General features: G+C 65.2%; 11 protein-coding genes. 4 read left to right on the top strand and 7 right to left on the bottom strand.

The genetic code is table 11. The features are described from left to right. Positions 1-67: 67 nt before the first annotated feature. Positions 68-1,603: a class I SAM-dependent methyltransferase gene (locus tag GJV26_RS26175; protein ID WP_155711548.1), complete on the top strand. Its 1,536-nt coding sequence runs from the start codon at positions 68-70 to the stop codon at positions 1,601-1,603. A gap of 25 nt (positions 1,604-1,628) precedes the next feature. Here the strand turns inward: GJV26_RS26175 and GJV26_RS26170 are convergent, their stop codons facing one another. Beyond that, entirely contained in the window at positions 1,629-3,338 is a 1,710-nt protein-coding gene (locus tag GJV26_RS26170; RefSeq protein WP_155711547.1) for an ATP-binding protein, read from the bottom strand. Continuing rightward, positions 3,325-4,914 carry an ATPase domain-containing protein gene (locus GJV26_RS26165; RefSeq protein WP_155711546.1) on the bottom strand — a complete coding sequence of 530 codons (1,590 nt, stop codon included), beginning with the start codon at positions 4,912-4,914 and terminating at the stop codon, positions 3,325-3,327. The genes GJV26_RS26170 and GJV26_RS26165 overlap by 14 nt, the downstream gene beginning before the upstream one ends. Before the next feature lie 393 nt (positions 4,915-5,307). On the opposite strand from GJV26_RS26165, the gene GJV26_RS26160 reads away from it, so the two are divergent. Both GJV26_RS26160 and GJV26_RS26155 read left to right on the top strand, forming a co-directional pair. Further along, positions 5,308-6,402 (top strand): sensor histidine kinase, encoded by a 1,095-nt coding sequence (locus GJV26_RS26160; RefSeq protein ID WP_155711545.1) that lies wholly within the window; start codon positions 5,308-5,310, stop codon positions 6,400-6,402. A gap of 13 nt (positions 6,403-6,415) precedes the next feature. After that, positions 6,416-7,228: an AraC family transcriptional regulator gene (locus tag GJV26_RS26155; RefSeq protein WP_155711544.1), complete on the top strand. Its 813-nt coding sequence runs from the start codon at positions 6,416-6,418 to the stop codon at positions 7,226-7,228. A 72-nt stretch (positions 7,229-7,300) separates the two neighbouring features. Here the strand turns inward: GJV26_RS26155 and GJV26_RS26150 are convergent, their stop codons facing one another. Continuing rightward, a complete protein-coding gene (locus tag GJV26_RS26150) occupies positions 7,301-7,888 on the bottom strand; it encodes a LysE family translocator (protein ID WP_155711543.1) in 588 nt (195 codons plus the stop codon). A gap of 334 nt (positions 7,889-8,222) precedes the next feature. Here GJV26_RS26150 and GJV26_RS26145 point away from each other — a divergent pair, with 334 nt between their 5' ends. After that, positions 8,223-10,172: a methyl-accepting chemotaxis protein gene (locus GJV26_RS26145; protein ID WP_155711542.1), complete on the top strand. Its 1,950-nt coding sequence runs from the start codon at positions 8,223-8,225 to the stop codon at positions 10,170-10,172. 89 nt (positions 10,173-10,261) lie between these two features. Here GJV26_RS26145 and GJV26_RS26140 read toward each other — a convergent pair whose 3' ends face one another. From GJV26_RS26140 to GJV26_RS26125, 4 genes are all read right to left on the bottom strand, one after another. After that, a complete protein-coding gene (locus GJV26_RS26140) occupies positions 10,262-11,116 on the bottom strand; it encodes a hypothetical protein (protein ID WP_155711541.1) in 855 nt (284 codons plus the stop codon). A gap of 203 nt (positions 11,117-11,319) precedes the next feature. Then, positions 11,320-12,186, bottom strand: a complete 867-nt coding sequence (locus tag GJV26_RS26135) for a hypothetical protein (protein ID WP_173346279.1) — start codon at positions 12,184-12,186, stop codon at positions 11,320-11,322. Positions 12,187-12,376: 190 nt separating this feature from the next. Continuing rightward, positions 12,377-12,610: a hypothetical protein gene (locus GJV26_RS26130; protein WP_155711539.1), complete on the bottom strand. Its 234-nt coding sequence runs from the start codon at positions 12,608-12,610 to the stop codon at positions 12,377-12,379. A 208-nt stretch (positions 12,611-12,818) separates the two neighbouring features. Then, on the bottom strand, positions 12,819-13,607 hold the full coding sequence (locus tag GJV26_RS26125) for a hypothetical protein (protein WP_155711538.1): 789 nt from the start codon (positions 13,605-13,607) through the stop codon (positions 12,819-12,821). Positions 13,608-13,976 lie beyond the last annotated feature (369 nt).

Genomic DNA, 13,976 nt, shown 5'->3' with positions numbered 1-13,976 from the left:
AATCGTGCCGCAGCCGGGCACCCCGCTGTTCTACACTGGGAAGCAATATCCACAGCGAAAGAACAGCATGTCCGACTGGTCCGCAGGCTACGTGTCCGATATCGGCTACACCTATGGGGTGTACCCGGAACTGAACCCGCTGCGGGTGCGCCTCGCCTTCCTGAACGCGGGGCTGGTCTTCCCGGACAACGCCTGCTCCTGCGAGCTCGGCTTCGGCCAGGGTGTCAGCGTGAACGTGCACGCGGCCGCCTCGGGCAGCGAATGGCACGGCACCGATTTCAACCCCGCGCAGGCCGGCTTTGCCCGCGAACTGGCCGCCGCTTCCGGCGCGAACGCGCACCTCACCGACGAATCGTTCCACCGGTTCTGCGCCCGCGCCGACCTGCCGGACTTCGATTTCATCTGCCTGCACGGCGTGTGGAGCTGGATCTCGGACGACAACCGCCGCGTGCTGGTGGATTTCATCGGCCGCAAGCTGAAGGTGGGCGGCGTGCTGTACGTGAGCTACAACACGCAGCCCGGCTGGGCGGCGCTGGCGCCGGTGCGCGAACTGATGACGCGCCACTATGCATCGATGACGGTGCCCAGCGCGGGTACCGGCGAGCGGATCGGCCAGTCGCTCGATTTCGCCGGCCGCCTGCTGGCCACCAATCCCGGCTTCGTTCAGGCGAACCCGATGGTGCCGGCGCGCATGGAGCTGCTGAAGGCGGCGGACAGGTCGTATCTCGCGCATGAATACTTCAACCGCGACTGGCATCCGATGTCGTTCCCGATGCTGGCCGAATGGCTCGAACCGGCCAAGGTGGACTTTGCCTGCCCGGCCACGTATGTCGAGCATATCGACACCGTGCTCGTCACGCCCGAACAGGCGCAATTCCTGAAGACGGTCGGCGACCCGGCACTGAAGCAGCTCGCGTTCGATTTCATGATCAACCAGCAGTTCCGGCGCGATTACTGGGTGCGCGGCGCGCGCAGGCTCGGCACGCTGGAACGCGCGCGGTTGCTGCGCGAGCAGCGCGTGGTGCTGGTGATTTCGCCGGACGACGTGGTGTACACCGTCAAGGCCGGGCAGATCGAAGTGGGCCTGAACGAAGCCAAGCACCGCCCGGTGATCGAGGCGCTGGCCGATCACCGGCCGCACACGATCGGCGAGCTGGAAACCGCCTGCGCGGGTGCGGGCCTGACCGCGTTCCAGACGCTGCAGGCGGTGTTCCTGCTGGCCGGTACGCAGCAGGTACAGCCGGCGCAGGACGCGGCACCGGCCGAGGGCGCGAAGGCGGCCTGCTTCCGGCTCAACGAGCACCTGATCGGCCTGGCCGAACACGGCGGCGACATCAGCTACCTGGCATCCCCCGTGACGGGCGGCGGCATTCCGGTGCCGCGCATCCACCAGCTGTTCCTGCTGGGCCTGATGCGGGGCCACCGCAGCATCGGCGAGCTGGTCGCTTTCGTGATGGCGCTGGCCGGCCGGCAGAATGTGCGCCTCCACCAGGGCGACCAGCCGGCGCCGCCCGGCGAGCAGGCCGCGCTGCTGGAACGGCACGCCACCGACTTCCTGCAGCGCAGGATGGCCGTGCTGCAGGCGCTGGCGGTGATCCCTTAGGCCGCCCCGGGCTTCGGTACGGCGGTCACGTGCCAGCCGGCGTGCGCGCCGTGGTCGCGACCGCGGCGCGCAGCGCCTTGCGCACCGCGGCGCCCAGCTCGGCGATCCGGAACGGCTTGCGCAGGATCGTCACGTCGCCCACCGCGTGGCGGATCGCATCCATGTCCGCGTAGCCGGTCGCCACGATGACCGGCAGGCCCGGGAATCTCTCCCGCGCCCGCCCCGCCAGTTCCGCGCCGGTCATGCCGGGCATCAGGTAATCCGTCACCAGCAGGTCGGGCCGCGCCTGCAGCAGCGTGTCGAACCCCGTGGTGCCATCGGCGGCCTGCGCCACCTCGCAGCCCAGCGTGACGAGCGCGTCGGTCATGCAGGCGCGCACGAAATCGTCGTCCTCGACGATCAGCGCCTTGAGGCCGGAGAGCGGCTGTTCCTCGTCGGGGTCTGCGGCATCCTGCACATCCTCGGCGCGGGCGGCCGGCAGCCAGATTTCCACCGTGGTGCCCTGCCCCGGCAGGCTCTCGATACGGGCCAGCCCGCCCGACTGGCGGGCCATGCCATACACCTGCGACAGGCCCAGGCCCGTGCCCTTGCCGACGGCCTTGGTGGTGAAGAACGGTTCGAACACGCGGGCCGCCACGTCGGCGCTCATGCCGGGGCCGTTGTCCGACACGGCGATGCGCACGTAATCGCCCTCCGGCAGCAGCCCGGCCGGCACGCGCGGCGTGGAGGCGCGCAGCACGATGCGCCCGCCCTCCGGCATCGCATCGCGCGCGTTGATCGCCAGGTTCAGCAGCGCCATTTCCATCTGGCTGGCGTCGGCCAGCACGCCCGCCACGTGCGGTCCCACGCCGACGACGATCTCGAACGCATCGCCCAGCAACGGCCGCGCCATCTGCAGCACCGACTCGAACAGCGGTTCGACGCGCAGCGGGCGCAGGTCGAGCGTCTGGTTGCGCGCGAACGCCAGAAGCTGCGCCGTGAGCTTGCCGCCCCGCTCGCACGCGGCCTTGGCGGTTTCGGCCCGGCGCCGCACCGCCGCGTCGGCCGTCGTCGCCAGGATCAGTTCCATGCTGCCCTGTACCACGTTGAGCAGGTTGTTGAAATCGTGCGCCACGCCGCCGGTGAGCCGGCCGAGCGACTCCATCTTCTGGGCCTGCACCATGGCCTGCTGGGCCTTCTCCCGCTCGATCACCTCGGCGGTCAGCCGGTCGTTCGCCTGCGCCAGCGCGCGTGTGCGCTCCTCCACGCGCGATTCGAGGGTGGCATTGAGCGCGGCCAGCTGGTCCGATACCGCCTGGCGGTCGGCCAGCACGGCGCGCGCCTGGTATTGCCGGTGCCGGGCGCGCAGCGCGGAACCGATCGTGCTGCCCAGCGCTTCCGCACTCAGCGGCCGCTCCAGCAGGATCACGTTGCCCAGCGCCTCGAGCAGCGTCTTCGACGCCGCGGCGCCCGGTCCGATGCGGCGCGAAAGCAGCACGATGATGGGAAAGTCCGACCACGGTTCCTGTGCCGCCAGCCAGGCGTGCAGCGGTGCCATGTCCGCACCGTGCAGCGCCTCGTCGGCCACCACGGCCGCGGCCGCGCCGGCCATGACCGCTTCGGTCAGTTCGCGGAAACTCGCCATCGTTTCGCACGGCACCGCGTGACGCCCGACCACCCCGGCGATGACGTCCGCATCCCGGCCCCGGGGGGCCAGGACCAGGACGCGTTCCTCGCGGTGGTCAGCGCGCGGCATTGTCCGCTGACACCATCATCTTGGTGTCGCCGCGGTAGCTCGGCAAACCCGTGAGGATTCCCTCGAAGCCCAGCAGCGGGGCGCCGATCTCGATGCCGTGGCTCTGCAGCAGCATTTCGTGGATCGTCTGCGCATGGTCGGCGGTGCGGCTCTTGATGACCGTGATGGCGCGGCGCAGCTTGCCGCCAGCCTCGAAGAAGCGCAGCAGCACCGTCGAATCGCTCAGGTAGCTGAGATCGACATCGCGCTGCTCCTGGCCCACCGTGCCGTGCTCGCCGAGCACCAGCGCGGTGGTCACGCCTTTCTGGTTCAGGTAAGCCAGCAGCTCGTGCATCTGCAAGGTGAGGTACTGCTCGCCCGGCATTGCCTGCATGTAGGCATTCAGGCTGTCGATGACGATGAAGGCCACGCCGTCGCTTTCCACCGCGTCGCGCAGCATCTGCGCGAACTCGCCCGGCGACAGCTCGGCGGGATCGACGTGCCGCACCGCCAGCTGGCCGCTGTCGAGATACGGATGCAGGTCCATGCCCAGCGACTGGCTGCGGGCGAAGAAGGTGCCCATGCCCTCGTCGAACAGGTAGAAGGCCGCCTTTTCGCCGCGCTCCAGCGCGGCGAGCATGCAGCGCACCGTGACGCTGGTCTTGCCGACGCCGGAAGGGCCGACGATCAGCGTGTTGGTGCCGGCCACCAGGCCGCCGCCCAGCAGCTCGTCCAGGCCGGCGTTGCCGGTGGAGCGCGCCACGGGCGTGAGAAAGGTGGCATGTTCCGCCGATACCAGCCGCGGGAACATGCGCAGGCCGCCCGTTTCCAGCGCGTAATCGTGGTAGCCGCCGCGGTATTTCACCCCCCGCAATTTCAGGATGTTGACGCGGCGGCGCTCCTTGCCGAATTCCTGGGCGATCTGCTCGAGGCTGATCACGCCGTGCGCGATGCTGTGCAGGTGCTGGTCGGCCTGGTTGGTCTTGTCGTCCAGCAGCAGCACGGTGCAGGCGCGCGCCGCGAAGAACTGCTTCAGCGCCAGGATCTGGCGCCGGTAGCGCAACGGATTCTGTGCCAGCAGGCGCAGTTCGGACAGGCTGTCGAACACCACCCGCACCGGCCTGGCCCGGTCCACGTGCTCCATGACGCCCCGCGTGGTCTCGCCCAGTTCCACCTCGGCCGGGTGCAGCACGGATTGCTGCGCGTCGGGATCGAGCACCTCGTCGCTGGCCAGTTCGAAGATATCGATCGCGTCGATCGACCAGCCGTGGCTCTCGGCGACCGCATCGAGTTCGTCGGCCGTCTCGGACAGCGTCACATACAGGCCCGGCTCGCCCCTGGCCACGCCATCGAGGAGGAACTGCAGCCCGAGCGTGGTCTTGCCGGAGCCCGGCGACCCTTCGACCAGGTACACGCGCTCGGCCGTGAGGCCGCCGCACAGGATGTCGTCCAGGCCGGGAATGCCGGTGGAAATCCGCCGTGCCGGCTTGCGCGCGGCACGGCGCGAACCGGCCGATGGTGCGGCCGATGACGCGGCTGATACCCCGGCTGGCGGATTGGCTGGCGAAGGGGCTGGCGGAGTGACTGCGTGATCCATGGTGATGTCCAAGATTCGGCACACGGCCGTGTCCGTGCATAACGGGGTTTGCGCAGGACAGGCCGGACGTGCGCCGGAGGCGATTGAGAACTTGCGCTGCCATGCAACGCCTGGGCTCCGATTATAGACTGGAATGTTGCCCACCGCTCACACAGCAGTTGTCCCGGACGGCGCCAGGTGCACGGCCAGCCGGGCCTTGTGCAATTTCAATGGAAATCGGAACCCGTTCCGGGCGCGGCAGCGGCATAATGGACATACCGCGCTGATCCGGTGCCCTGGCGGCCGATCCCGCCCCAGCGCAACCGGCGGCGCGCCCTGTTCGATAACCATTCGCCAACAGTATCCGGCGACCTTATTTGCCAACATCTTTGCCGGGATCATCTGCCGACCGCCATGACCATACAGTCCACCGACCTGCACCAGCGCCTGCTGGCATTACGCGACACGGTGTTCCAGGAATGGCTCAACGCGGTGCGCACGCGCGTGTCCCACGCGCAGAAATTGCCGACAGCGCTGCTGGTGGACACGCTCCCGGTGTTCTACGAACACCTGTGCGCCGTGGCGTCCGGCGCGCGCTACGACTACAGCCAGTCGACGCTGGCTTCCGAGCACGGCGGCGAGCGCGCCAGGCTGACGCGCTACGACGTGGAAACGGTCGCGCACGAGCTGCAGCTGTTCCGTGCCGCCATGTTCAAGGCATGGAACGACGCCGGCACCGCCCTCTCCGCCGACCAGACCGCCCGGCTCAATTCGCTGATCGACGAGGCGATCCGCGAGTCGATCACCGGCTTCGTGCTGACCAAGGCCACCGCGCGCGAGCAGTTCATCTCCGCCGTGGCGCATGACATCCGCACGCAGCTGTCCACCGCGTCGATGGCGGTCGATCACATCGCCCAGGCCGGCGACATGGCGACGGTGCGCAAGCTGGCCGAACTGGCCTCGCGGCAGCACGGCCGCATCGGCGCGATGCTGTCGGAGATGCTGGACATGGCGATGGCCAGCCCGCCGGCGCACGACGTGCCGGAATTGCAGGCGCTCGACCTGTGCGCCCTGCTGCGCGATGTGATCCGCTGCTCGGTTGCCGCCTCGCGCCGGATCGCGGTGCCGGACAGCCCGGTGCACGGCTACTGGCATCGCGACTCGCTGCGCAGGGCGATCGACAACCTGCTGGCCAACGCCGTCGAATACAGCGACCCGGGATCGCCGATCGACGTCGTTCTGCGCTCGTACGGCGGCCGGGTAGCGCTGTCGGTCACCAATGCCGGACCGCCGATCCCGCCGGAACGGCTCGAAGCGATCTTCCAGCTGTACAAGCGCACGGCCTCGAAAGGCGAAGGTGGCTGGGAAATCGGCCTGCCCTTCGTGCGCAGCGTGGCGGAGCAGCATGCCGGCAGCATCGCCGTCGAATGCCGCAATGGCCGCACGACGTTCATCCTGGACACGCCGCTGGACCCGCGGCCGATCCTGGCGGCCCGTTACGGCATGTAGACAACCTGATTCCATGAGCACACCGACATTCTGGCGCGACGATGCGCTCCCTTTCCTCGAAGCGCGGGCCATCGACGATGGGCGCGACATCTGCTATGTGAAACATTCGCACGAAACGTTTTCGATCGGCCCGGTCACCGGTGGCGAAAGCGTGTACCAGAATGGCCGCGCGCACGAGCGCGTGCGGGCCGGTACGGTAGTGCTGATGAACCCCGGCGATGTGCATGCCTGCAATCCGCTGGGCGACGAGCCATGGTCGTACCGGATGTTCCATGTGGACAGCCGCTGGCTGGCCGGGCTGCAGGGCGATCCGGAACATGGCGGTGGCACGCCGTTCCAGCCCTACTCCGCCATCGCGAGCGTGTCCGCCGGCCTGTACGCGCGGCTCGAAGGTCTGTATGCGCTGTGCGTGGACCCGGCCGCCGGGGCGCTGGAAAAACAGGGCAGCGCGCTGGACTTCTTCGCATACATGCACGATACGCTGCAGCCGGCGTCCGCCGTGCGGCAGCGTCCCGACCACCGGGTGTCGCGCGCCGCCGAGTACCTGCGCGACAACCGCACCGGCGCGCCGACACTCGGCGACATCTGCGCGGCCGCGGAGCTGTCGCCGTCCTACCTGATCCGCGCGTTCAAGGCGCGCTACGGCATGACGCCCCATGCCTACCTGGTCGATTGCCGTATCCAGTATTGCCGCGAGCGGCTGCGGCGCGGCCACGCCATCGCCGACGTGGCGCTGGCCGCCGGCTTCGCCGACCAGGCGCACCTGCAACGCGCCTTCAAGCGGCACGTGGCGGCCACGCCGGGGCAGTACAGGAAACGGGCCTGAACCGGCCCGCCTGCGGCATGCGGTCGCCGGACCGGTGCAGCCGGACCGAAGCGGCCACGCCGGCCGGGCCTCCTATTGCAGCATCAGCCAGGCCGCGCTCGCCGCGAGCAGCAGGGCCATCGCGCGGTTGAACAGGCGCATGCGTGCCGGATCCGACAGATACCCGCGCAGCACCGCGCCGGCCCATGCCCAGCAAGCGATCGACAGGTAGCAGACCACGAAGTAGATCGCGGCAAAGCGCCAGACGAGGATGGCATCCCCGCTGGCCGCGAACGCGCCCATGCCGGACACGGCGGCCAGCCACGCCTTCGGGTTCAGCCACTGCATCGCCGCGCCGGCCAGCAGCGACGGCCCTCGCGCGGCCGCCTCGAACGACAGTTCGCCGTCGTCGGCGGCCAGCCGCCACGCCAGGTACAACAGGAAGGCGATGCCGCACCACCGGATCGCGTCGACCAGTTGCGGCCGGCCGGCCATCAACTCGTACAGTCCCAGGCCCGTGAGCAGCAGCAGGACGGTGAACCCGATCGTGGCGCCGGTCACATGGCGCATGCTGGCCGCCAGGCCATGCTGCGCGCCGGCACCCAGCGCCACGATGTTGACCGGGCCCGGTGAAATGGATGAGGCCAGCGCAAAGGCGGCCATCGACAGGTAGAGGGTCATGCATCGTGCTCCGGCAAGGTTGAAAGCACGACGATACGGACCGGCGCACGGGCTGTATTGAAGAAAATTACCCGTCGGGAGGAACGGACCGGCTCGGCGCGCGCGCGGCGCCGCGCCATGCGACTCGGCTATAGCCGAGCCCATCCGCGACAAACCGCTGCCGCACTGACAACACGTTGGCACGCTATCAATGACGCTTTACCACTGTGTTGTAGTGGCGACGCACTCGATAGCGAAATGCATGGCCAGCTTTTCAAGATCCGTCGAATCCACGCCGGCCCGGGGCTACTATTGCCGATTGGATAGAACTGGCCCGCGCGGCTTCGGAGAATCAATGAACCTGGCACGAATCAACCCCGCACGAGGCGGGTTGTCACTGAACGCGCGGATCAGCCTGGCGGCGTCCACGCTCGTCATCGTCAGCCTGGCGATCACCGCCACGGTGACCGGCATTCGCGGCAGCGACACGGCACACGAGGCGGCGATGCGCCTGGCGCGCACCAGCGCGGCGGAAGCCGCCAGTGCCGTGCAGGGGCGCCTGGGCGCCAACCTTGCCGCCGTGGCCACGCTGGCTGGCGGCCTGCGCAACACGCTGGCGGACGGTCCCGCGCTGAACCGCGACCAGGTCGACAATCTCACCAGGGCCGTGCTGCTGGGTACGGTGGATCTGGTCGGCGCTTCCGCCGCGATGGAGCCGAATGCGCTCGACGGCAAGGATGCCGAGTTCGCCGGCCAGGGACCGCGCTTCGACGCCAGCGGCCGCCACATGCCCTACTTCACCCGCGGCGACGGCGGCGGCGTGCGCGTCGAGCCGATCGTGTTCGGCACCGCGCCGGGCGCGAACGACTGGTACGACGTGCCGAAGAAAACGGGCAAGCGCTATTTCTCCGAGCCGTACGCCTACCCCGTCAATGGCAAGGACGTGCTGATCGCGTCGCTGGTGGTTCCGGTCGACGTCAAGGGCCAGGTGCGCGGCGTGGTCACCGGCGACTTCATGCTGACCAAGCTGTCCGATATCCTGGCCGGCCTGCAAACGCTCGACGGCGCCGAACTGGCGCTCGTATCGAACGGCGGCCTGTATGCCAGCCACCCGATCGCCGACCGCAACGGCAAGAAGGCCGACGACATGCCGGCCGCGGCGCTGGAAGCCGTCCGCTCCGGCAAGCCCCACGAATACAGTGCGGGCGGCATTATTCACCTGCTGCACCCGCTGCGCCTGCATGACGACATCGCGCCATGGGCCGTGCGCCTGTCGTTCCCGGAAAGCGTGGCCACGGCGCCGGCGCGCTCGCAGCTGATGTACACGCTGGCCGCCTCGGCCCTGTGCGCATTGATCGCCGCCATCGCCATGGTCGCCGTGCTGCGGCGCCTGACGCGGCCGCTGCGCGAGCTGGCCGGCACGATGACGCAACTGGCCGGCGGCAACGCCGACCTGTCGACGCGCCTCGCCGTCAAGGGCAGCGACGAGCTGGCCGTGATCGCCGGCGGCTTCAACGGCTTCGCCGCCAAGATCGAGCGCGTGCTGGCGAAAGTGCGCGACACTTCCGGCAGCGTGGCGACCGCCAGCACCGAGATCAGCCAGGGCAACGCCGACCTGTCGGCGCGCACCGAGCAGCAGGCCAGCGCGCTGGAGGAAACCGCCGCGTCGATGGAACAGCTGACCAGCAGCGTGCGCCAGAATTCCGACAACGCGGCGCAGGCGCGCAAGCTGGCGGCCGGCGCATCGGACGTGGCGCTGCGCGGCGGCGCCGTGGTGGCCCAGGTGGTGGACACGATGGCGGCGATCGATGCGTCGTCCAGCAAGGTGGTGGACATCATCGCCGTGATCGACAGCCTCGCGTTCCAGACCAATATCCTGGCGCTCAACGCGGCCGTGGAAGCGGCGCGGGCCGGCGAACAGGGCCGCGGCTTCGCGGTGGTGGCCAGCGAAGTGCGCACGCTGGCGCAGCGCAGCGCCAGCGCGGCCAGGGAAATCAAGGCGTTGATCGGCGACTCGGCGGCCCAGGTGGAGCGCGGCAGCGCACTGGTCAAGAGCGCCGGCGCCACGATGGACGAAGTGGTGGCCAGCGTGCGCCAGGTGGCCGACATCATCGCCGAGATCGCCGCCGCCGGCGCCGAGCAGAGCGGCGGCATCGGCCAGGTCAACCAGGCCATCGTGCAGATGGACGGCGTGACGCAGCAGAACGCCGCGCTCGTGGAAGAAGCGGCCGCCGCCGCGGAAAGCCTGCAGCAGCAGGCCGCCACGCTGGTGGCGCTGGTGGGCGAGTTCCGGATCGGGGCCTGACCCTTCAGCAAGGTACGGGCTAACGGCCACCAGGCGGCAGCCCGGATTTACGCCATGCCCCGTTTTCCCTCAAGTGCCCTGCACGTCCTTTACTGCTTGCACCGCGCCAGCAGGTGTTTTGACACGGCGCCATACTGGTCGGGGGAAGACCGTTGAGGCCCCTCCGGATCGCAGGACATCTCCAGTTCATGAGCTTCGACATCCGGATCGAAGGTGTTCATGCTGTCCTCCGGCGCGGCCGATGGCGCCGCAGGCGCGCGCGAACCGTGTGCCTTGAAGAACGCATAGACTTCCGCTGCCCTTGAACCGGGCTCCCATTTATCGAGCAGCCTTAGCGTTTTCTTGCCGGCATCCCAATCGAAGATGCGGTAGCCCGGATAAAAACCGCGCAGGACATGACGGCTGTACAGCGCGGCGATGATGTAGTTGGTCTTGCTGCCGGCATCATGAATGACCGATGGCTCTTCGCCAAACAGGAACCGGTGCTGCTGCGCTGCGCTTTTGCCATAGCCAAGTCCGTCCGGCTTGTTGAGCGGCACTTCGGCACCGACGCGCGACCACCCGGACGCGCCGCCAAGATACAAGGTGTTGATCGAGTCGCGGTCGCCGCCGGTGGAAATGGGGGCCGACGCGTTGAGATACCAGTCGCAGGTGCCGTCGTTATTCACGTCGATGCGGTAGAGGCTATACCAGTCGTCCATGCCTGATCCCTCGACGCGTTCCGATCCGCCTTCCGAGATGACGTAATCCCTGGCAGTGACTTTCCTTACCCAGTGGAACATGCCCTTGTTCTTCCCCGGCTTGTAATATCTGGCAGGCATGACCCTGCCCGGTGGCATCTGGCATTCGGGAATGTCGAGCGTCAGTCTGCTTGCCCGGGCGAATGCCGCAGGGCAGGAAATTGCCGCGATAGCGGCGGTTACTACGAAAAAAATGGTCTTCATCGGGGATTATGGAGAGGATCGGGAGTGCCCTATCGTGGCGTAGGCGAGGTATTGCGCAGGCTGGCGGTCGACAGAACCGCCACGAGCAGCATCGCGACTGGCGAACAACGCAGCCTGCAAAAACCGGCATCGAAGGCCGCTGGGATTCTCCAACAGCCCCGATGCCGATGTATCGGCCTGGCGCCCGGGCGGTTTCTGAAATACTAGTGCTTTTTGCAGCGAGCGAGCAAATATTTGGATATGCGCCCTTCCAGTTCGTCGGAAGATCCCGAAGTGCCATCGGGTTCGCAAATCAACTCCAGCTCGAAGGTTTCGACCTCAGGTTCGTAGTCATGGATAACCGCTTTCCCTGTCGAACGCCTGGAAGGTGTGGCTGCGCCATGCACCTTGAAGAACGCATATACCTCGGCCGCCCTAGAACCGGGCTCCCATTTATCCAGCAGTCGCAGTGATTTTTTATCGGCATCCCAGGCAAAAATCCGGTACCCCGGCCTGGAATACCGGTCCGCATTTCGATTGTTCAAGGCGGCAATTATGTAACTGATCCTGGTGGAAGAGTCCATGATGACCGATGGATCTTCACCGAAGACGAAATCCTCCGCCTGCTCACCGCTTACCTCAAAGCCTGGCGAATCCGGTTTATCACGAGGCACCTCTGCCCCGATGCGCGTCCAACCGGATGAAGTACCGATATAGAGCGTATTGATTACGCCGCGATCACCACCTGTAGAAAACGGTGCCGATGCCTCCAGATACCAGTCGCAGATGCGATCGCCGTTCAAGTCGATGCGATAAAACGTCAACCAATCGTGCATATCGGAGCCGTCGACGCGTTCATACCCCGCGCCGCCGACAACGGGATCGGCCCGCGTGGCCCCCGCTACCCAGCCGAACGCATTCTTGCCTTTTTCTAGTTTGTAGTATTTGTCTGGCAGCACCTTCCCCGGCGGCATGTGGCATCTGGGTATGCTGTTCGTCAAATGCATCGGCGCGCTGGCAGCTGCCGCACAGGTACCGGCCAGCAGTAGCGCCATCAGCGGGCGCAAGAATATTTTCACGGTAGAATTCATTTGTGGTATTGGTGCTCCGAGTTCAGTCCGTCAGGCCCGATGCAGGCAGTATTGGCAACCCAGTTGCCGATGGTTTCAGGCTCAGGTCTGATTCAACGACCGCAGCTGCCGCAATAGCGCTAACAGAAAAACAATCGCTGGATGGACTGACAACATCTGAATTTTCCCGAGCTATCCTTACCGCCGATAATCACTTGTCCTGCACCAATTTCTTGCCACCGTGCCAGTCTAAAACCCGGCAACCTGGCTGAAAGCTGCATTTGACATGCTGATTATAAAGCGCTGCAATGATGCAGTTGGTCTTGCTAGCTGACGAGTTCCAGCCGATCGAAGACGCACGCTTGCCAGTAGTCTGGATTACGCTCTTGCTCCTTATTGCACCCTTGGGAACCGCTGATTTATTCATGGCGGCGATCTTAGCCATGAGAAAACGCGCCCAACTGCGTCGCAAATGCCCTGCCATACCTAGGTATGACAGGGCATTTGCGTCTTGCTGGACACGTTTTTCAAGACTAATCTCATCCACCAGCAATAAATCAGCGCTTCCCTAGGAGTGGTATCGTCGGGCTGATAGCATACTGATGAATATAGTGATTATTATTCGAGATAAAACTGCCCATCCTTTTAGGGAACTATTTTTCCTGCAGTAGCGGAAGCCCGGATGAATCAACCGCTATCCTTTCCTCCGGACGCAGAGTCTGGTTCGCCTCCTTCAGTATCCACTGAATTTTCTTCTGCTCCTCGTCCGGACTCCATGGGAATCGCGGATTTCCAGCCAACCTTTTACCAGGCTCAGCCTCCTGACGGGCAAAACGTTCGGTCAACAAAACAGCTAATGCCTGCAGGATCGGGCCGGGCCTGCCCTGATAGGGCTTCAGGATAAGATCATCAAGGAAACCTGGCGTTTCGTCCCATACGGGCGGGAAGAATATTCTTATCTCTTGCATACCCAACACGATATTGTCACTGACATCAGAATCGCTAGGCGCCTCGACATAAACCGTCTCACCCGTTTTCAACAAACGCAATAAATATGGATAGAATTTCAGTGTGGGAGAGGTGGAATATTTCTGCCAATTACCCCCCTTGTATCTGAAATGGCTTTGTTCCAAAACACGCATGCCGGGAGATGGGTTTCCACCCAATCGTTCGATCCAGAGATCCATCACTTCACAGGCACCATCCTGATCCAGATCCACATACCGACGTTGAATATTATACGTTTCGTAGGATTCTTTTTGCGCTCGAGGCGGGGATTTCGATGGTTTTTTACAGGATGACAGATCGATCCACTGGAATTCTTTAGCGACGTCTGCCGAAGAAGATGCAAATGCAAAATTGAGCACTGTCGCACTCACCATGAGAACAATCATGGATATAGCGATGGAGCGTAAAAAATTAACAGAAATTTCGGATTTCATTAATCCAACCTCAATGGTTTCATCTCCAGCCCGCCGTCAGAAACATAGTTGCAGGTACCCATGTTCCCTGCACGGATCGTTTCTTTCGCATTATGTGCAGATCGTCCAAAACCTTACACGGGGCCGGCGGCGTCGGGCTCCACCCACCCGTTGTGTTCAAACATCTATCGCTTCGCGTGTGCCATCCTGATCAAGGTCAACATACCTGCGTTGCAAGTTATAGGTACGGGATTCTTATACTGCCGGCGGCTGGGATTCCTGCGACTCCTGCAAGCCGAGAGATCGGCCCAACTGAAATCCGGCAGGAAGTCAGCAAAGCTAGCAATACGAGTAAAGGTCTGGGCTCCAATGTTGAGCAACAGTGGACCC

It is taken from the genome of Pseudoduganella dura, from assembly GCF_009727155.1.
GTDB classification, from domain to species: Bacteria; Pseudomonadota; Gammaproteobacteria; order Burkholderiales; family Burkholderiaceae_D; genus Rugamonas; species Rugamonas dura.
The sequence above is the reverse complement of the archived record's forward strand: the minus strand, read 5'-3'. Positions and strand labels throughout refer to the sequence as shown.

Coding starts and splice junctions, on each gene's coding strand:
- GJV26_RS26175 (WP_155711548.1), top strand. CDS start 68: ATGTCCGACTGGTCCGCAGGCTACGTGTCCGATATCGGCTACACCTAT.
- GJV26_RS26170 (WP_155711547.1), bottom strand. CDS start 3,338: ATGCCGCGCGCTGACCACCGCGAGGAACGCGTCCTGGTCCTGGCCCCC.
- GJV26_RS26165 (WP_155711546.1), bottom strand. CDS start 4,914: ATGGATCACGCAGTCACTCCGCCAGCCCCTTCGCCAGCCAATCCGCCA.
- GJV26_RS26160 (WP_155711545.1), top strand. CDS start 5,308: ATGACCATACAGTCCACCGACCTGCACCAGCGCCTGCTGGCATTACGC.
- GJV26_RS26155 (WP_155711544.1), top strand. CDS start 6,416: ATGAGCACACCGACATTCTGGCGCGACGATGCGCTCCCTTTCCTCGAA.
- GJV26_RS26150 (WP_155711543.1), bottom strand. CDS start 7,888: ATGACCCTCTACCTGTCGATGGCCGCCTTTGCGCTGGCCTCATCCATT.
- GJV26_RS26145 (WP_155711542.1), top strand. CDS start 8,223: ATGAACCTGGCACGAATCAACCCCGCACGAGGCGGGTTGTCACTGAAC.
- GJV26_RS26140 (WP_155711541.1), bottom strand. CDS start 11,116: ATGAAGACCATTTTTTTCGTAGTAACCGCCGCTATCGCGGCAATTTCC.
- GJV26_RS26135 (WP_173346279.1), bottom strand. CDS start 12,186: ATGAATTCTACCGTGAAAATATTCTTGCGCCCGCTGATGGCGCTACTG.
- GJV26_RS26130 (WP_155711539.1), bottom strand. CDS start 12,610: ATGGCTAAGATCGCCGCCATGAATAAATCAGCGGTTCCCAAGGGTGCA.
- GJV26_RS26125 (WP_155711538.1), bottom strand. CDS start 13,607: ATGAAATCCGAAATTTCTGTTAATTTTTTACGCTCCATCGCTATATCC.